Origin of the sequence: Azospirillum sp. HJ39, assembly GCF_041507355.1 — a bacterium.
Lineage (GTDB): Bacteria > Pseudomonadota > Alphaproteobacteria > Azospirillales > Azospirillaceae > Azospirillum > Azospirillum thiophilum.
This window is the reverse complement of record NZ_CP167902.1, coordinates 85809-102014: the sequence shown is the minus strand read 5'-3', so window position 1 is coordinate 102014 and position 16206 is coordinate 85809. Positions and strand designations below refer to the sequence as shown.

Annotated in this window: 20 protein-coding genes; 17 read left to right on the top strand and 3 right to left on the bottom strand. The window is 64.8% G+C overall.

Going from position 1 to position 16206, the window contains the following annotated elements:
• The first annotated feature begins 140 nt into the window (after positions 1-140).
• The 17 genes from ABMY26_RS00505 to ABMY26_RS00425 all read left to right on the top strand — a co-directional run bounded on the left by ABMY26_RS00505 (position 141) and on the right by ABMY26_RS00425 (position 13404).
• Positions 141-359, top strand: a complete 219-nt coding sequence (locus tag ABMY26_RS00505) for an RNase H family protein (protein WP_372393752.1) — start codon at positions 141-143, stop codon at positions 357-359.
• Entirely contained in the window at positions 352-1791 is a 1440-nt protein-coding gene (locus tag ABMY26_RS00500; protein ID WP_372393750.1) for a DUF5131 family protein, read from the top strand. Before ABMY26_RS00505 ends, ABMY26_RS00500 begins: the two co-directional genes overlap by 8 nt.
• Complete coding sequence (locus ABMY26_RS00495; RefSeq protein ID WP_372393748.1) at positions 1781-2515, top strand: hypothetical protein; 735 nt, start codon at positions 1781-1783, stop codon at positions 2513-2515. The genes ABMY26_RS00500 and ABMY26_RS00495 overlap by 11 nt, the downstream gene beginning before the upstream one ends.
• Positions 2502-2969 carry a hypothetical protein gene (locus ABMY26_RS00490; protein WP_372393745.1) on the top strand — a complete coding sequence of 156 codons (468 nt, stop codon included), beginning with the start codon at positions 2502-2504 and terminating at the stop codon, positions 2967-2969. The genes ABMY26_RS00495 and ABMY26_RS00490 overlap by 14 nt, the downstream gene beginning before the upstream one ends.
• Entirely contained in the window at positions 2962-4293 is a 1332-nt protein-coding gene (locus ABMY26_RS00485) for a hypothetical protein (protein ID WP_372393743.1), read from the top strand. Before ABMY26_RS00490 ends, ABMY26_RS00485 begins: the two co-directional genes overlap by 8 nt.
• Positions 4286-5029: a hypothetical protein gene (locus ABMY26_RS00480; RefSeq protein WP_372393741.1), complete on the top strand. Its 744-nt coding sequence runs from the start codon at positions 4286-4288 to the stop codon at positions 5027-5029. The genes ABMY26_RS00485 and ABMY26_RS00480 overlap by 8 nt, the downstream gene beginning before the upstream one ends.
• Positions 5022-5462, top strand: coding sequence for a hypothetical protein (locus ABMY26_RS00475; RefSeq protein WP_372393739.1), 441 nt, complete (start codon positions 5022-5024; stop codon positions 5460-5462). The genes ABMY26_RS00480 and ABMY26_RS00475 overlap by 8 nt, the downstream gene beginning before the upstream one ends.
• The gene (locus tag ABMY26_RS00470) at positions 5455-5805 is read left to right on the top strand and encodes a hypothetical protein (protein ID WP_372393737.1); all 351 of its coding nucleotides are present in this window, start codon (positions 5455-5457) and stop codon (positions 5803-5805) included. The genes ABMY26_RS00475 and ABMY26_RS00470 overlap by 8 nt, the downstream gene beginning before the upstream one ends.
• A complete protein-coding gene (locus ABMY26_RS00465; protein ID WP_372393735.1) occupies positions 5805-6299 on the top strand; it encodes a hypothetical protein in 495 nt (164 codons plus the stop codon). Before ABMY26_RS00470 ends, ABMY26_RS00465 begins: the two co-directional genes overlap by 1 nt.
• A complete protein-coding gene (locus tag ABMY26_RS00460) occupies positions 6296-6793 on the top strand; it encodes a hypothetical protein (RefSeq protein ID WP_372393733.1) in 498 nt (165 codons plus the stop codon). The genes ABMY26_RS00465 and ABMY26_RS00460 overlap by 4 nt, the downstream gene beginning before the upstream one ends.
• Before the next feature lie 210 nt (positions 6794-7003).
• Positions 7004-7249 carry a hypothetical protein gene (locus ABMY26_RS00455; RefSeq protein WP_372393731.1) on the top strand — a complete coding sequence of 82 codons (246 nt, stop codon included), beginning with the start codon at positions 7004-7006 and terminating at the stop codon, positions 7247-7249.
• Complete coding sequence (locus ABMY26_RS00450; protein WP_372393729.1) at positions 7242-7523, top strand: hypothetical protein; 282 nt, start codon at positions 7242-7244, stop codon at positions 7521-7523. Before ABMY26_RS00455 ends, ABMY26_RS00450 begins: the two co-directional genes overlap by 8 nt.
• Before the next feature lie 231 nt (positions 7524-7754).
• The gene (locus tag ABMY26_RS00445) at positions 7755-10895 is read left to right on the top strand and encodes a DNA cytosine methyltransferase (RefSeq protein ID WP_372393727.1); all 3141 of its coding nucleotides are present in this window, start codon (positions 7755-7757) and stop codon (positions 10893-10895) included.
• A 5-nt stretch (positions 10896-10900) separates the two neighbouring features.
• Positions 10901-11326, top strand: coding sequence for a hypothetical protein (locus ABMY26_RS00440; protein ID WP_372393725.1), 426 nt, complete (start codon positions 10901-10903; stop codon positions 11324-11326).
• A gap of 39 nt (positions 11327-11365) precedes the next feature.
• Entirely contained in the window at positions 11366-12769 is a 1404-nt protein-coding gene (locus tag ABMY26_RS00435; RefSeq protein WP_372393723.1) for a hypothetical protein, read from the top strand.
• A gap of 4 nt (positions 12770-12773) precedes the next feature.
• Positions 12774-13004 (top strand): hypothetical protein, encoded by a 231-nt coding sequence (locus tag ABMY26_RS00430; protein WP_372393721.1) that lies wholly within the window; start codon positions 12774-12776, stop codon positions 13002-13004.
• A 4-nt stretch (positions 13005-13008) separates the two neighbouring features.
• A complete protein-coding gene (locus ABMY26_RS00425; RefSeq protein ID WP_372393719.1) occupies positions 13009-13404 on the top strand; it encodes a DUF2493 domain-containing protein in 396 nt (131 codons plus the stop codon).
• A 250-nt stretch (positions 13405-13654) separates the two neighbouring features.
• Here ABMY26_RS00425 and ABMY26_RS00420 read toward each other — a convergent pair whose 3' ends face one another.
• The 3 genes from ABMY26_RS00420 to ABMY26_RS00410 form a co-directional block, all read right to left on the bottom strand.
• Complete coding sequence (locus ABMY26_RS00420; protein WP_372393717.1) at positions 13655-14248, bottom strand: hypothetical protein; 594 nt, start codon at positions 14246-14248, stop codon at positions 13655-13657.
• A complete protein-coding gene (locus ABMY26_RS00415) occupies positions 14245-14880 on the bottom strand; it encodes an AAA family ATPase (RefSeq protein ID WP_372393714.1) in 636 nt (211 codons plus the stop codon). The genes ABMY26_RS00420 and ABMY26_RS00415 overlap by 4 nt, the downstream gene beginning before the upstream one ends.
• Positions 14881-14996: 116 nt before the next feature.
• The gene (locus ABMY26_RS00410) at positions 14997-15986 is read right to left on the bottom strand and encodes a replication protein RepA (RefSeq protein ID WP_372393712.1); all 990 of its coding nucleotides are present in this window, start codon (positions 15984-15986) and stop codon (positions 14997-14999) included.
• Between the last annotated feature and the right edge of the window lie 220 nt (positions 15987-16206).

The following is a 16206-nucleotide window of genomic DNA, read 5'->3' as shown; positions in this document are numbered from 1 at the left end:
GGCGATCGACAATGGTCGCGGTTACGACCGTGGCCATTTCGGCCTTGTCTACATCCGTGGCTGTGGTGATCGAGCCCAGGGTCTCATTAAGCACCCGGAACGGGTGCTCGGTGTCCCCCAAGGCTGAGGGGCTGCCGACCATGACCCGCCCGACCTGCGACCTCTGGCGCGAACTCGACTGGCTCTGCGGCCGGCACATCGTCACCTGGAAATGGGTGAAGGGGCACGCCGGAAACGCTGGGAATGAGCGCGCCGACAAGCTGGCCACGCGCGGACGCAAGGAAGCCATCGCGCAACAACGCAACTTCGCCGCCGGCACTCGCCCGGCTGCACAAGATCTGGAAGCCGCACATGCGTGATGCTCCGAACCCGATAAAGCCGCCTCTGACGGCTGATCTATCTCCGCACGCCTGGGTGCATTGGGACCTCGACGACGACCTTGCCATGCCGTTGAACCGGCAGGCGCCAACCGTCTTCAGCGTAAGCCCCGACCTTTTCTCGGTGCCTGCCAGAAATCCGGCAAGCCACCAAGCGCAGATGTTCGGCGTCATGGCAGTAGCTGGCGCCGTAGGGAAGTTCCAAGGCCCGGAGGACGGATTCACCCAGGGTGGCAGTTGGACTGCGTCCGATGGCAGACAAATCCCCACCCGCTGGCCGAACCAGTTGAGCGGTCCGCACGTCTTCATGATCGAGACGCGGCACCTGCTCGAAGCCCGCAGCGTAACGGGCGGCTCCAATGTCGGGCCGGACCTGCAAGGCGCAGTTGCCGATGCCGCCTACAATTGGGCGCACGACCGCGTGAATGCCGGCGATATCTCCGACCGCATCGAGCGTGGCGACCTGTGGCCGCTGCCGAATGTCTGGATCGGGACGACTGCACGGATGCAGTCTGAGGTCGACCACGCGGGGCACCTTGCCCAGGTATCGGCCGCACGACGCTTTCTGCGGCTGCGGCTGTTGAATGAGGTGAGCTTGCGGGATCTCTTCGGTCTCTACGAGCCCGAGGAAGGCATCTTCGCGCTGAAGGTCGGCAGCCGCTGGGAAGGGTCGCCGGACTGGGTGATCGTCTCGGCGCCGGACGGGCCGTCCCCCAAGGCCGCATGGGTGGAAACCATCATCGCGCAGTGCCGCGGCGCCGGCGTGCCAGTGTGGGTGGAAGCCGATATCGGCATCTTCCTGCCAGAGACGTTGCGGGTGCAGGAGCTGCCGCAGATCGACCTCCCCACCAAGGCGATGGATGGAGCATCCGGTGACGCCTCGGAAATCGCTGCGCCGCCGGCCATCTCCAACGCGCTCGCGGATGTGGACACCGCGCTCCGCGAAATCTTGGGCCACCGGCTCTTCGACGCGCTCCGCCAGAGCCCGGCCGGGAGCCGGCCCCAGATGATGAAGGACGTCGCGGCAGAATGCTTCCCCCGCCGGCGGCCGGAGGACCAGCACAGCGCAGTCCTGCGCGCCGCGATCCAGCAGCTGGACAAGACAGGGGTGATCATGCCCGCGGATGCCCCCGTCAGGACCGCTGAGCGCGAGTATCCGCCGGCCACGCCGATGGACCTTCTGAACATGGCCCACTGGGTGAAGAAGAACCTCCACTGCTACCGGCCTGACACGGCGGAAAGTGCCGACGCGATCCACCGCCCGCTTGCCGCCTTGTTGGAAAACGCGGCTGTGCAACTGGCCGGCCGGCTGCACCCCGATCAGGACTGCACCCTGCCCGGCACATGGTTCCGCGATGGGAACGACCAGTGGCAGCGCGTTCCTCGGACCGGGGAGAACGATTGTGACCTCTGAGCGCCCCATCGACATGCGCGACCACGATGTCCGCGCGCTGCTGGCCGGCACGAAGACACAGCACCGGCTTCCGATTACCAGCGTGCGGACGACCGCCACGCGCGAAACCAGACCCAGCACATTGCGCGGCCCGGACCTGGAGAAGGCTCTTGATCTGGCCGCGGGTTTCCGCTGCCTGGATGGCGATATCTGGCACTGGACCGCATCGGCCTTCAGCTATCAGATCGGGGCGCGGACGAACTGGATGGCGCACATCGGCTACGTGCTCGAGCAGCGGCTGTGGGTGCGGGAGAGCGTCACGCAAAGGCCGATGGCGAACATCCTGACCGGCGAGCCAACGAACGCCATTGTGGCCGCGTACGCCGCCGATGATGAGGATGTCGTCGAGAAGGCCGGCTTCAACCTGTGCCCATGGTGGACAACACCCGGAAGCCTGCCTTCCAGCCGCATGCCGCGGATGGCCGGTCGGCTCACGCTGGAGGTGACGGGGGTCCGGATCCAGCGACTGCAGGACATCAGCGAGGCGGATGCACTCGCCGAAGGGTGCCCGGCGCAGACTTACGAGGAACTTGCCGGCATGGACCCGCGCGGCTGGTTCCGCGACCTCTGGGACAGCATCAACGGCACAGACGCCTGGGATGCCAACCCGTGGGTAGTCGCCCTGACCTTCATCGCACACCGCGTCAACATCGACGCCATGGAGAAGCCGCATGCTGCTGCGTGACCTCCCCACCCGCGCGCTCAGCGTCCGCGCACCCTGGGACTTCGCCATCCTGGAAATGGGAAAGCCTGTCGAGAACCGGAAGCGGTCGCACAGATTCCGCGGCCTGGTCTTCATCCACACCAGCTCGTGGTGGAAGGAAAGCGAGGTTGCCGAAGATCGGGATTTCGCAGAAGAGGTGGCCCGGCGCACGCTTCCCGACCGCTGGCCAGCGGACCGCCACCTTCCCCTGTCCGATCTCACGCCCCGCCTTGGCCGGATCACCGGCATGGTCGAGGTAGCCGACTGCGTCGCCGTCAGCGATAGCCCGTGGTTCTTCGGCCCGGTCGGTTTCACGCTGCGCAACCCGGTGATCTTCAAGAACCCGGTGCAGTGCAAGGGAGCGCTGGGCTTCTTCCCGGTGCCGGAGTCCATCCGCGCGGCTGTGGCTCAGGCGGAGGGCTTCGCCAATGCCTGACGGCTACACCTTCGCGCATCGGAAGCGGTGGCAGCCGGACTTGGCGAAGCCGCTCAGCCGGCAGGAGCAGGAACTGCTCGCCAGCTTGCTTCATTGGCGCGAAGACTCCCGGACGATCCACGGCACGAATCTCAGCGACGGCTACCGGCTGGCATTGCGGGACATGGTGCGGCCGCTCGCCATCGACGGCAGCTTCACGGTCCAGGCCGAGGTGACGCCCTTCGGCCGGTTGGTCGTTCATGCCCATGACGCCGTCGGCATCTGCTGCGACTTTCCGCTCGATCCGGTCCCGCGTCCGCTGTTCGAAATCAACTGCCCGGAATGTGACGGCACCGGCGCGGAAAAACCGGACTGCTGGCTCTGCAAAGGTGAGCTGACGATCAAAGTCCAGAAGGCTTACCGGCACGGCTACAAGAAGGACGATCTGGAGAACCTGGAAGACGATGGGTATTGCGATTGCCCGGCTTGCGATGGCGAGACCTGCCATACGTGCGAAGGGGGCGGCAAGGTCCGCGCCGATTACCTGTGGCGCGAGGCGCAACGTGTGCTGCTGACGGCGACCAAGGACTGCCGCACCCTTTTCCCCGACATGGAATGGATCAGGGAGGTCGGCATCATCGATGCGGACAAGTTGCTCTCGCCCGCCGCCCATGGCTGGCTGTACGACCTGGGATACAGTTTCGGTCGCTTCAACAACATGTTTTCGGATTTCATCCTCCAGTCCGAGGAAGGAGAACGCGCCGCCGCGTCGCTGCTGGTGCCGACGGAAGTCCCCGATGCCATCCGCATGTGGCTGGTCGGGGAACCGTGGAAGCCGGCCAAGGCGTCCGGGCACTATTACGCCACCCCACGTGAGCGGGAGCGCTTCGATGAAGCGGCGGCCTTCCACCGCTGTTACTTCCGCGGTTGGATCGATCATGACCGGTACGGCGACTTCCGCTGGACCGAGGAAGGCCGCGCCGCCGTCGCCGGTTGGGAAGGCTCTGAACTGATGCCGGATCGGCCGCGTTTGGAAGATCCCTGCGGCTTCATCCGGGCGATGGAATCCGTCTCCCGCGAGCGGCGCGGCGTCGCCTATTGGACGGCTGCCGCAATCCGAGTTGCCGATGGCGTTGAACGGGCGCAGGCCGCGCTGGAGGCAGCGGATCATGCCGGCGATTCAAAGCGCGCCGAATGGTGGCGCAACCAACTTGTCCACCTCAGCCGCAGCCATGGCTACGACCTGCGACAGGTCGAGAACCACCGTTTCTTCCTTCGATACGCGCTTACTCAACTCCAGAAGCAGGAAGCGCTTTCCCAAGCCAACGAGGCATCCAATGGCTGATGTCACCCGCCGCAGTTTCCTGCGCGGCCTCGTTGCTGCGCCTGTCGCCGCCGCGCTCGCGCCGGCTATCATCGCCTCTCCGCCCACAGCTTCGGCAGCGGTTATCACGCCGGAATTCGGCTATCTGCTGGCTGACCGTCAGCTCTGGTCCACCGGCTTCTCTAGCCGCGCCGAGGCCATCGCCGACGCCATGTCGCATTGCAACGGCGCTGCGTTCGAAACCGCCGAGACCACCCGATATTCGGTCACCTATCCCGACTTCGCCGAAGCCGCTGCCGATTGGTTGGGCAACGACGACGGCCACCTCGGAAACTGGCTGGTCGACGCACTGACAGGTGCCAACGACGACGGCGATTTCGAGGGCGAATTCACCGACGCCTGCAACCGGGTCAGCCGTGAGCCGATCGGCAATGCCGGGCGCACCGCTCTCGGGGCCGCGCTGCGCCGGCAGGACGCCGTCGCCCTGGCCGACAAGGTCGAAGCTGGGAAAGTGCCGGACGAGGACTGGGCGGCTCCGGACGCCCTTTTCGAAGCGCTCCAGTCGGACAAGGTGCTGGGCGCGGAGATCGAGACGGCAGTCCGCGCGTGGGTCAGCGCCAACAACCTGGAGGACGATCTGCGCGGCCTGATGATCAACGCCGTAGAACGACACCCCTCCCCCACGGCAGCAGTTCCCGCCCCTGTGCCCGCCGCCACTGTCGACACCGCCTCCGACCCGGAACCGGCCCATGCCTGACTCTCCCCTGCCCTCCTCCGTTATCCTGCCGGTCGAGACGCTGATGACCGTCCTGTGCTATGCCGAGCGCGAGCACGCGCGGCTGGTGACATGGCTCGAACTCGGCGCTCATGAGAGCTTCAGCCAGGATGCGACGGACTTGGTGGTCGCCATCACCATTGCTATGCGCTCCATCACCCATGGCCCTGGCGGCTCGATGATCGGCCTGCCGGTCCTGACCGCCGCCACGCTGCGCTATTTCGCCGAACGCGAGTTGGCTCGGATCGCCGGGCTCGCACGGTGGATGCCAGACGACGACCTCGACCGCCAGGAAGCCGAGTTGCGGCCGGCGCTCGCGCGGATCCCGGTGACGCTCAAGCGCGACGCCGCCCTCCCCTCCCCTCCCTTGCGCACAGCCGGCACCGTGCCGGCCGGAGCCCACGCCCATGGATAAGCCGCTGCTCGCCCTGCCCTACCTGGGGCCGTCCTGTTCCGTCGATGTGCTGGAGCGCGTCGTGAAACGCGACCTCTGCGCCCGCGGCAGGATATGGGCCGACCTTCCGGCCGCAAAGCGCAATGCACATCTCGGCGAAGCCCAAGAACTCCTTCAGAACGCACTCCGTATGGTCCTGGATGATGCATTGGTCGACGCACGATCTTTCTTCCCGTCCGGCGCCATCCAGACCTACGAGCAATTGGACGACCTGATCGGAATGCTCGGATGGCTGGAAACGGTACATCGCAACCGATCTCGGACGGCCGCGAATCTGCTCCAATATGTCCAAGGGCTGTCTTGATGAGCACCCTGGATGCCATTGAGGTTCGGGACGCAGCATTCCCGCTCGAATGCCGACTGGCCTATGAGGGCGTGCGGGAGAACGTCGACGGCGGCTTTCGGGTGGTGCTGGACTTTCACCCCAACGATCGGCCGGATGCTCTTCTGTCCGCCGCCCCCGGCACTAGGTTCTTGCTGGTCGCGGTGGAGCTGGACGACGATGACCGCCCGCGCAGCCGGATCGGCGCCAACATCGGACGGCCGGGCCAGGTCTACGAGGACATGCTGCCATCGGCCCAGGCCGGTATGCTCTGCGGCAATCCGACCTTCCACGAGTTCCTGACCGCCATGTTCGGCGAACCCATCATGTCGCGCGAAGACGCTTCCGACGCCGTGTGCCTGCATTGCGGGGTCGACCAGAAGCGTGAACTCGCGACCAACCTTGACGCCGGCCGGAAGTGGGTCGCTCTCGACGACGACTACCGGCACTGGAGACAAACCGGAGAACTCCCATGACCGTGCCCTCCCCTACCCACCCCTGCACCCTGGAAGACGCCCTCTCTGCCGTGCGGGCCGGCACCTTCACCGGTATGAAGCTGAGCCGCATCGTCGCGTACTGCCTGGGAGACGGCGATTCGACCAGCCGGCAGGTCTACATTGAACTGGGGCCAACGATGACAGAGCCCGGCAAGAAGAAGCCGGCTGCCGGCTGGCTGCCCGCCCATTATGCCGAGGATCTGACCGGTGCGACGGCCGCCCTGCCCCGGCCGCCGGCGTCGATCAAGAACGACAGTCTGCCGGCATCCGAGCGCTGGGGCATCATGTCCGGCCAACATCCGGACGGGCGCTTCTTCGCCCGTGCCTGGAAGGGCGACGGGAAAGGCGACAACCCGGTCATCAACGTCACCAAGGCGCCAAGCGAAGTGATCGCGCGCCTCGATGCCGCGTTGCAGGCGCGAATATGGGTGGAGCGGAACAGCGCGATAAACTCAGTAAGCGCTGTTGCATGATCAAAGAGATTTTCAAACCGTTGCGCAGTTTTTCTTAAAAGAAAATCTGGTTTTGACGGATTATTACTGCCACTACAGCGCAACTACACCGTAGACTTCTGTTCAGTTCAAAGCAGTTACGGACTTGGCACTTCGCCTTCACTGGTGCGCAGAAGACGCCGCGCGCCAACAGGAGAGATTTGCCTTATAGGAGAAGAGGAAGACACCTGAATGAACTCCCGATCGATTTCAATCATATCCTTACCGCTTGGGGGAAACCGGCAACCGGATACCCGCGCCGGCCGGCTTGCACTTGCGGCGATGTTCCGCGCGCAGGCCTGCATCATGACCGCTGACGGCGACAGCGCCACGGCGCAGGGGCTGCGACGGCGGGCTCGTGGCATCGAATTGCGCGAACTGGGAGCGGACATCGTTGCCGGTATTCGGCTCGTCGCGGGAGTGGCCGGCCATGCATGACCAGCAGCTTCCCGCCGCGCGCCCACGGCTCCGCGTCCAGGCCGGAACCGGGATCCGGAAATCCGATGGGCGGATCGCTTACCCCCGCATCGTCCAATATGAGGTGGGCGGCAAGCTCCAGGACCTACCGCCCGATGACGGCCGGCTCTACTTCGCCAAGGTTCATGATCTCGCCGCCTATGACCGGCTGAAGCAGACCGGGGCGTTGGAGATCGGGCACCGGCTGCCCGCCGCGGTGCCCATTGTCGACAACCGCGTGGCCCCAGGAGCTTGATGATGACCGGCAAAGTACCTCTCGGAATGTGGCCTCATGCAGACGTCGCCGGGCACGTCATGCGTTGCGAAATGCATCCTGTCGTACCGAAAGTCGACGGACACGGCCTGCCGGACTTCTGGGACATTCGCCCGCTCAACGTCGCGCGGCCGATCACCCTGCTTTGGACATCGCCGCCGTGCGTAGCGTTCAGCCGGCCAGTGCGCACTCCCCACAGGGAGGGGCAGGCCAATGGCTGATGGCTCCTTCCTCTTCGATCCGGAGATGCTTCCGGTAAGCGATGTGGTCCGCCCTTCGAAGACGCGGACCCGCGGCATACGTCGCTCCGAGCAGCGGGGGCGCCGCTCTGGTGGAAGGCCCCGGCACCCCGACGGACAATGGCCGCTCGACGCCAACATCAACGTCGTGCTCTTCGCCGGAATGGGAGGGGCCTGCCAGGGCCTGGAAGATGCCGGCTTCCCGGTTCATGTGGCGGTCAACCATGACGAAATTGCAATCGCCGCCCATAGGGCTCTGAACCCCCATACCAAGCACCTCCAGGCCGACATCTATGAAGTCTGCCCACTCGAAGCCACCCAAGGGCGACACGTAAACATCCTGTGGCTGTCCCCTGACTGCAAAGATCACTCAGTGGCCAAGGGCGGCGCGCCGCGGTCGAAGCGGGTTCGCTCCATGCCATGGCAGGGATGCCGATGGGTCGGGGTGCTCCGCAAGCATGGTCGCGGCCCGGAAGTCGTCTACCTGGAGAATGTCCGGGAGATACGTGGATGGGCAAGGTTGATCGCCAAGCGCGACAAGGCCACCGGCCGAGTCATCAAGCTGGATGGCACCGTGGCTGCGAAGGGTGAGCAGGTGCCGGTACAAGAACAGCAACTGGTCCGCGATCCGAAGGCCATCAATAAGAAGACCGGTATCGGTCGGACCTACCGTGCCTGGAAACAGCACATGGAAGCCCTCGGTGTCCGGTTCGAGGATCGAGACCTAAACTGCGCTGATTTCGGCATTCCGACCGCACGCAAGCGGCTATGGGGGGTCGGTGTATTCAGTGACCAACCGATCGTCTGGCCGACCGCCACACATGCACGCCGGAAATCGGAATTGGTCCGGTCCGGCTCCCGCCTGCCCTACCGGATGGCCGCCGAGATCATCGACTGGTCGCTCCCTCTGACGTCGATCTTCGGGCGCAAGAAGGATCTCGCCGCAGCGACACAGAAGCGGATCGCCGTCGGGATCAAGCGCTTCGTGCTGGATGCCGAGGAACCGTTCCTCATCCACCTGACGCATCATGGCCAGCGGCCTGAAATCGACCGGAGTGAACCGCTCCCGACGATCACCGGGGCGCACCGGGGCGAGTTCGCCGTGGTCGACGTCAACGTGGTCGTCAATGGCTCAGGCGATCCCAATGCCGTCCGGCAGGTTGCCGCCACCGACACCGCCGTCATTCCGGCCATCGTCCCGACCACCCACTCCAGTAGCGGGCCCAGGAGGGTCCACGCCGGTATGGAGCCGGCTCCGGTCCTGACCGCCGGCGTGAAGGGCGGGGAACTGGCGGTGATGGGGGCGACGATCGTCGGGGCCGGCGGCCGGGCCGCGCAGAGTCCGCCGATGGCCGTCAGCGATGCGCTGAACACCACCACCACGAAGGAGGACCGCTGCGTGGTGGCAGCCTCCCTGGTCGGTGTTGCTCACGGCGACGACGCTCGCAGCGGCAGCCGGACCTACGACGTTCACGACGCGCTGCGCGTAGCTACCGGCAGCAACGACCAAGCGGTCATCGCGGCACACCTGACCCGTTACCACGGAGAGCGCCGGCCCGGAGAGGCGCGCGGTGCCGAAATGCCCGACTCCCTGCCAACCCAGACCACGGAGAACCGGTTTGGGATCGTCGGGGCGGTGCTCGCTCCGCACGTCACGAAGTTCCGGAACAACTGCGTCGGCCACGAGATGTTCGAGCCCCCGCACACCTTCACCTGTTCGCATTCGACGTATCATCCCGGAGCGGCGCCGTCGATGGGGGTGGCGGGCGCGGTGTTGGCCCCGGCCATCATGGCGAACAACACCAACAACGTCGGTGCCGGCGCCGACGACGCCGTGCCACCCTTTACCACCGGGAATCGTGACTACTTGGTCGCCGCCCATGTGGTTGAGCATCGTGGCGAGAGCATCGGTCAGCACACCGGGCAGCCTCTGGGAGCCCAGACGCAGATCCCGCATCACGGTGTGGTCGCAGCCCACCTGACGAAGTTCCAGGAGAACAGCGTCGGCCAGGAGGCCAAGCAGCCGTTCGACACGGTGATGGCGGGGGCCGCGCGCTTCGGCACTGTCGGCGTCTTCCTCGAGGAGCACCGCTCGCATAGCATCGGTCAGCCGGCCGAAGACCCTCTGGTCTCTCAGACGCAGAGGGAGCACAACGCGGTCATCGGCGCGGCCGTGGTCAGCACCGCCAACACCGGCACGACAGGCCGGGGCACATACGCGTGGCCGACCGAGGAACCAACCCGTACGTTCACTGGGACCAGTGGGCAGGCCGTCGTGGGCGCTACAATGGTGCAAACCGGCTACGGCGAACGGGAAGGGCAGGCCCCGCGCGCGCTCGACGTCAAGGAAGCGCTCGGCACACAGGTTGCGGGTGGAGCGAAGCACGCAATAGCCGGGGCGTGGATGGTTCAGCACAACACAGGCGTCATCGGACACGGCATGGATGAGAGCGTGTCGACGTTGACCACGGCGGGAACGCAGCAGCAGTTGGCCGCCGCCTACTTGACCGAATTCCGTGGGTCATCAAAGGACGGCCAGCCAGTGACCGACCCGGCTGGGACAATGTGTGCCGGCGGAGAGCGAGGAGGTGCCCACGACGGTGTCACCGCTGCTTTCCTTCACCACCAGTACAGCAGCGGCGTCCAGCATCAGGACACCCAAGCGCCCTTGGCCACCCAGTCCACCGTCGACCGGACGATGGTCACTGGCGCGGACCTGCAGGCGCCTCCCCTGCCCCCGGAGACGCTGCAGCGTGCCCGCGAGGTCGCGGCGTTCCTGCGCCGGCACGGAGTGTGGGACGACCGGGAATTCGTGATCTTCGGCCCGTGGATCGTGGTCGATATCGGCATGCGCATGCTCAAGCCGGTCGAAGCTGCCGCCGCGCACGAACTCCGGATGCCTGACCTGATCACGGTTCCAAAGCGGGACCGAAAGGGTCTGGTCGTCACCGGGGAAGATGGGAACGTCGTCTATGTCACGCGCCCGCTGACCAAGACCGAGGCCATGCGCCTGGTGGGCAACAGCGTGCCGAAGCGGATGGCGATGCTGCTGGCACTGGCCAACGCGCATCACTCGCTCGATGCGCCGAGGCAGCGGCTGGCGGAGGCGGCGTAGTAGGGATGCCGCCTACTCGCTACCCGTCTGCCGACGCCCCCGAGTTCCTGCTGTCGAAGACCCGCAGCAGGGCGCGGGGGCACGTCGACAAGACGGTGCTGACCATTGCCGAGCCGGTCCGGATCCGGGATCGGGTGTACCTGGACAGCGCCCAGCATCGGCCGTGCGAGCGGTGCGGATCCCGCATCGGCGTGGTCGGCTGCCACCTCAACTCGGAAGGGCGGGGTGGAATGGCGCTGAAGGTCGGAGACGACCAGATTTTGGTGCTCTGCGCGAAATGCCATCGCGAGATGGACACGGATCCCCGCGGCATCCCGGTCTGGTTGCTCGAAGAATTGATCCGCCCTGCCCTCGCCCGCCGGTACCAGGGTTACCGATCCGGGTCGGTCGCCTTCTGGACATTCGGCGCGCCGCTCACCGGCGGGCGCTGACCCCCATTCAACCGCGCCATAGGCGCAGAGGATGAAACCATGACGACAATCACTGTCAGTCCCGACATGTGCGTTGCTGCCTCCGACGCGGCGTCAAAGCTGGGCATCACCCTGCCCGCCAGCCAGGCCGGTCCAATCATCAAGGCTGCGCTCGCCGCCCCACAGCCGGCAGATACGTCGGCGCGGACCGAGACGGCTGGGCGTTACACGGACGAGATCGATGCAGCCCGCGCCGGGTTCGATTGGCTGGATGCAGTGCGGAAGAAACGCTGCTCGGGCACCCCGTCTCATATCGAAAGGTTCGGGCTGTTGCGCAACGGGATCCATGTCAACGGCGGCCTGACCGTCTTGTGGGGGCGCGCCGGACAGATGGTGGCCAGCTACGCCATCGTGCGAGACGACGCCAACTGCTCCGTGCTGGTCACGCATGATGCTCTCGTCCACGCCGCCGCTCCGGCCTCTATGGCATCCGCCAGCACCGGGCAGCTGACCGAGACGGTGGGTGCGATCTTTGGCGAGATCCGGTGCGCCCTGGACGAGACATACGACTTTGCCTCCACCAGCCCGGGCGCGCAGGACAACATCAACTTCGTCTGCGAGAAGCTGGACGAGGTGGAAAGGCTCCTCGCCGCTACTGCCATGGCCGCGCGGAACAGCATGACCGAGATGGTCGGGGAGCCGTCGGTCGAACAGCTGATGCAGGTGCTGAAGGAAGCTCCGGAGTGGCACGACCCGTCCTGCGCCGCCGGTCCTCATGATGCGGACGCGAAGTGCAATTGTTGGGTGTCCAGGAAGCATACCGCCCTCTCCGGCGCCCAAGCTGCACAGCCGACGGCAGGGGAGGCGCTGCCCGACGAGACATCCGCGCCGCGGGCCGGGCTTGGCAAACCGGTCGCTCTCCTGGACGCGCAGGACGGCCTGACCGTGACGGCGCTGTTAAGCCGCGCGCTGTCCGCCCTGGAGTGCAAGCGGTGTGCATCCTACGGCCGTCCCGGCGAAATCTTCCGCGATGGAGAATGGGACGAGTGCCCGGATTGCCACGGCGACGAAAGCGCGCTCGTCAAGGATCTGCGCTCTGCCATCAACTCCAACAGTTCTACCCAGTCGGCCGGGCAGACGCGCAATTCATCCACGCCGGTCCGCTGCTCCCAATGCGGCTGGCTTGGTGATGGGACCGAGCTCGGTCCGGAAGGCGAATGCGGCGGGGAAGGGTGCCCGGGCACAGCGGTCAGCGAGATCACCACGCCGGCCAACATGATCGATGCTTGGCAGGACAGCGAGGGGGAGATGTGCAGGCCGCAGCTCGCAGACTCGGGGCTGATCGCACTGCATCCAGCGAGCTCCGAAGAGGCCAAGCGACTGGACCTTCAACCGGGCGACAGCGTGTGGGATCTCACGGATGCGGGCAAGGCCGTGCTCGACGCGGTGCGCGGGGAGGGGTGACGCGATGGGCAGTGAAATTGAATGGGAGCAGCGCCAGCACCTTCTGCGGTCGATGGTCGATGCCCACTTCAACGGTCTGCTGACCGGTCCGAGCGACGGCATCAGGGGGAAGCTCTTTCGGCCGGTGTCGGTGCCTGATGTCCGCGAGTGGATGACCGAAGAGCCGACGGGGTTGCTGAACCAGCACCGCCGGCCGATCTACCGGTTGCGCCGGATCTTGAGCGGGGAGGGCTGAGACCATGACCGACACCGCACAGGGTGCCGCCACCAGCTACCGCGTCCTCGTCTGCGGAGGGCGGAATTATAGCGATCATCGGACGCTTTTCGCGGTGCTCGACGATGTTCACGGAGCCCGGACGATCTCGCTCATCATCCACGGGGCATGTATTCAACGCGGCCTTATATCAGGTGCTGACCGGTGGGCCGAGGCGTGGGCGCGTGCCTGCGAGATCTCTTATCTCGGCGTGCCAACACGCTGGAACGCTGAGGGCAACAGGGCTGGGCCTTTGCGCAACTTCCGCATGCTCAACGAGCACAAGCCCGACCTCGTGATCGGCTTTCCCGGCGGCAAAGGAACGGCCGGAATGCTGGAGCTAGCACGGAAGGCCGGCATCGACAGGAGGATTGTCCCCTGACCCGAGACACCACACAGGCACTGAGCTCAGACACCCTGGAGAGCCCGGAGGCCGTAGCTGAGCGGCTGGACGTGCTTTCTCGCCGTGCCATCCAGGCAGAGGCTGCGCTATCCGCTCTGCTGAGCGATGTCGAGGCCATTGCCGGCGACCGGAACGCCTACGGTATGCCGATCGAGGACCCTGACCACCCATTTCACGGATCAGCGACCCAAGCACGAAAGGTGCTGGATACCAAGCTGAAGCCCCATCGTTACATGGCGGCCAACTCGGCTTCCAACTGAGCGCGGCGTTCCGCCCATCGGCGCTCTTCATCTCTCGCGCGCTCGATCTCCCGCAGCAACTCTGCCCGGCGGTCGGGCGCTGGGGCAGGGGAGGGCGCCCGAAGGCGCTTCCGGAAAGCTGTCAGTTCCGCCTTCCGCACCGTTGAGCGAACGAGGCCTTCCTCCTTGGCGATCTTCAGCTCGTCCTCCTTGAGCGATGTCAGGAGATACGCGGCTTCCGACTCCTTCGGGAGTTCGTCCGGATCGACGAACCCATTCCGCAGGGCAGAGGCGACCGTCATGTACCGGTTTGCGCTTTGATAGCTGAGGTTGCGCAACGCGCCGGCTTCGATCCGCTCGGCGATGAGCTTCACGAATTGCCCATGCGGCACGCTGGCTTTCCAGTCGAGCAGGATCTCGCCAACGAGGACGAACCGTTCCCGGCTCTCTTCCAACAGGCGATTGATGGAGTCCTCAAAACTCTCGCCGGCTAGAGATTTGACCGCACCCGCGGGGGCAGGGGAGGGGACGTGAATGTCATCGAACCGAATGTCCGAAACCGCTGTCTTGGTGGCCTTCTTCATGACTTGAATCCGAGCTTACCCGCTACGTATTGCCAGAGCGCAATGAAATCCTCCACCGACTTGGCCCCGGCAACCTCAACGACACCGAGGCCAGCCGAGAAGCTGCGGTAGACCTCAGCCAGGTCTGGAAGGTCGACAGGGGCAACCTCGCCGCCGCCGGCCAACCCGCGGCGAGCGTCGGTTACTTCCTTCACCCTCGGCTTCACCTTGTTCAGCACGAAGGTGGTTGCTTTTCCGCGCGAGCGGATGAGCATAAGGGTGCCGCGGACGGACTCCAGATCCTCCGGGGTTGCCTGGAGCGGGGTGAGGATCAGGTCTGCCTGATCGATCAGCTTTTCGGCGTTGGGGCGAATCCCAGCCATTTCGATTGCCGTCGGGGTATCGATCACCAGCAGGTCGATTCCATCCAGTGCCTCGACCGGCCCCTCCATGTCGGCCAGCGATTCCTGGTAGTGGTCTATCGCCGGCGCGCCTTCAGGGCGCCTCTGCCACCATTTCGTGAGCGTTCCTTGAGGGTCTGTATCCAACGTGGCGACCTTCAGGCCGGATGCCGCAGCAGCTGCGGCCATATTCCGGGCTGTCGTGGTCTTCCCAACGCCGCCCTTGCCGTTCAGGATCAACAGGATCTTCATGGTTCCCCCAACGTCGGACGAATATCACGCCCGTAATTGGCGTGAAGGTGCGGCACCTAAGCCGGCAGTGTCAACGCCAATAGGGGGCTCCAGATTGGAGGGGGGTTGGAACTTCCCTACGCTCCAATTTTTCCGATTAGGCGTTCCGGTACCGCGGGAGGGGAACGGTGCAGGATCAAGCCGCTTTTGTCGTCGGCCTCTTGCACGACCGCATCCTCGTAAACCGAGAGCGCATATTGGAGTGCCCTGCGGAATTCGGGTTTGAAGGCGCGGAGCCTGCTGCGATAGGTCGCGTCGTCTTCCGTCTGCCGGCCGGCGCCGAACTGTTCGTACACCGCAGCCCAACTGACCTGTGTCGGCCGCTCAAGGACGTGCAGACGGTAGGCGAGCCAGATGTAGATGTCGATCGCTGCGCTCTTGCCCGAGATGGCCCGGATTGCCGGTTCCCAGACCGGTACCGGATGGTCCTTCAGCATCATGAAGAAGCTGTCCGACAGCTGGACCGTTTCGTCCCAGAGGTTTCCCTGGCCGTCGCCGGCCCGGAGGTTGATCGCATTTCGGACGATGCTGTCGTTACGATGACCGCTGGCCATTCCGCCGCCATAAGGTCCCTCGTAGTCGAAAGTGAGCTTGCATCGTGAAATTCGCTCAGCCTGATTCTTCACCTCGCGGTAGGTGGCCCCACCAGACGAGATGTCCATTCGTTCCAGCCAGTTGTTCATCGAGCGGCCGAGTTCGACAACGGGGCTGTTGTTGCGCAGGGCTTCGGTCTGGAGATAGAGCAGGATGAGGCGGGCCTTGGCTCCGTATGGCACCCCGACGAGTTCATAATCCGCAACTGTGCGCGGGCTCTTGATCTTCGGCCGGCGGCCGGGTTCGATGAGCAGAGACATGCTGCCGTTGGATCTGACCCAGGGGAGATCGTCGGGAAGCCGCCGGTGGGGTAGGGACGTCATGCAGAATCCGGAATAGGTTATCCCGGTTTCATTGCTCTCTTCCTCCATGATCGAGGAGGCGATCTGGAAGTAAGGAATTTCCTCATGAGGAATCATCGCGCGAGCAATATCTCGCCCGTGGGTACGGATCAACTTGTGGACCGTTGCCATGCCCTATCCCTCCTCAACATGGGGAAAATTGACCATAGAGCTTTGGTCCGATCAACTTGGAAGATCCCTACGCAAGCTATTTGAGAATCTATTTGAAGAGATCTATTTGCTTAGTAGGGAAGTTCCACGGGAAAACGCGAGTCGCGTAGGGATCTTCCGAACATCGGGTAGGGATGTTCCAGATGGCGACTGGTGACTGGAGAACCGAATCGGGTGCGTA

Coding starts and splice junctions, on each gene's coding strand:
- ABMY26_RS00505 (WP_372393752.1), top strand. CDS start 141: ATGACCCGCCCGACCTGCGACCTCTGGCGCGAACTCGACTGGCTCTGC.
- ABMY26_RS00485 (WP_372393743.1), top strand. CDS start 2,962: ATGCCTGACGGCTACACCTTCGCGCATCGGAAGCGGTGGCAGCCGGAC.
- ABMY26_RS00490 (WP_372393745.1), top strand. CDS start 2,502: ATGCTGCTGCGTGACCTCCCCACCCGCGCGCTCAGCGTCCGCGCACCC.
- ABMY26_RS00450 (WP_372393729.1), top strand. CDS start 7,242: ATGCATGACCAGCAGCTTCCCGCCGCGCGCCCACGGCTCCGCGTCCAG.
- ABMY26_RS00410 (WP_372393712.1), bottom strand. CDS start 15,986: ATGGCAACGGTCCACAAGTTGATCCGTACCCACGGGCGAGATATTGCT.
- ABMY26_RS00420 (WP_372393717.1), bottom strand. CDS start 14,248: ATGAAGAAGGCCACCAAGACAGCGGTTTCGGACATTCGGTTCGATGAC.
- ABMY26_RS00475 (WP_372393739.1), top strand. CDS start 5,022: ATGCCTGACTCTCCCCTGCCCTCCTCCGTTATCCTGCCGGTCGAGACG.
- ABMY26_RS00470 (WP_372393737.1), top strand. CDS start 5,455: ATGGATAAGCCGCTGCTCGCCCTGCCCTACCTGGGGCCGTCCTGTTCC.
- ABMY26_RS00460 (WP_372393733.1), top strand. CDS start 6,296: ATGACCGTGCCCTCCCCTACCCACCCCTGCACCCTGGAAGACGCCCTC.
- ABMY26_RS00415 (WP_372393714.1), bottom strand. CDS start 14,880: ATGAAGATCCTGTTGATCCTGAACGGCAAGGGCGGCGTTGGGAAGACC.
- ABMY26_RS00480 (WP_372393741.1), top strand. CDS start 4,286: ATGGCTGATGTCACCCGCCGCAGTTTCCTGCGCGGCCTCGTTGCTGCG.
- ABMY26_RS00455 (WP_372393731.1), top strand. CDS start 7,004: ATGAACTCCCGATCGATTTCAATCATATCCTTACCGCTTGGGGGAAAC.
- ABMY26_RS00445 (WP_372393727.1), top strand. CDS start 7,755: ATGGCTGATGGCTCCTTCCTCTTCGATCCGGAGATGCTTCCGGTAAGC.
- ABMY26_RS00500 (WP_372393750.1), top strand. CDS start 352: ATGCGTGATGCTCCGAACCCGATAAAGCCGCCTCTGACGGCTGATCTA.
- ABMY26_RS00430 (WP_372393721.1), top strand. CDS start 12,774: ATGGGCAGTGAAATTGAATGGGAGCAGCGCCAGCACCTTCTGCGGTCG.
- ABMY26_RS00425 (WP_372393719.1), top strand. CDS start 13,009: ATGACCGACACCGCACAGGGTGCCGCCACCAGCTACCGCGTCCTCGTC.
- ABMY26_RS00465 (WP_372393735.1), top strand. CDS start 5,805: ATGAGCACCCTGGATGCCATTGAGGTTCGGGACGCAGCATTCCCGCTC.
- ABMY26_RS00440 (WP_372393725.1), top strand. CDS start 10,901: ATGCCGCCTACTCGCTACCCGTCTGCCGACGCCCCCGAGTTCCTGCTG.
- ABMY26_RS00435 (WP_372393723.1), top strand. CDS start 11,366: ATGACGACAATCACTGTCAGTCCCGACATGTGCGTTGCTGCCTCCGAC.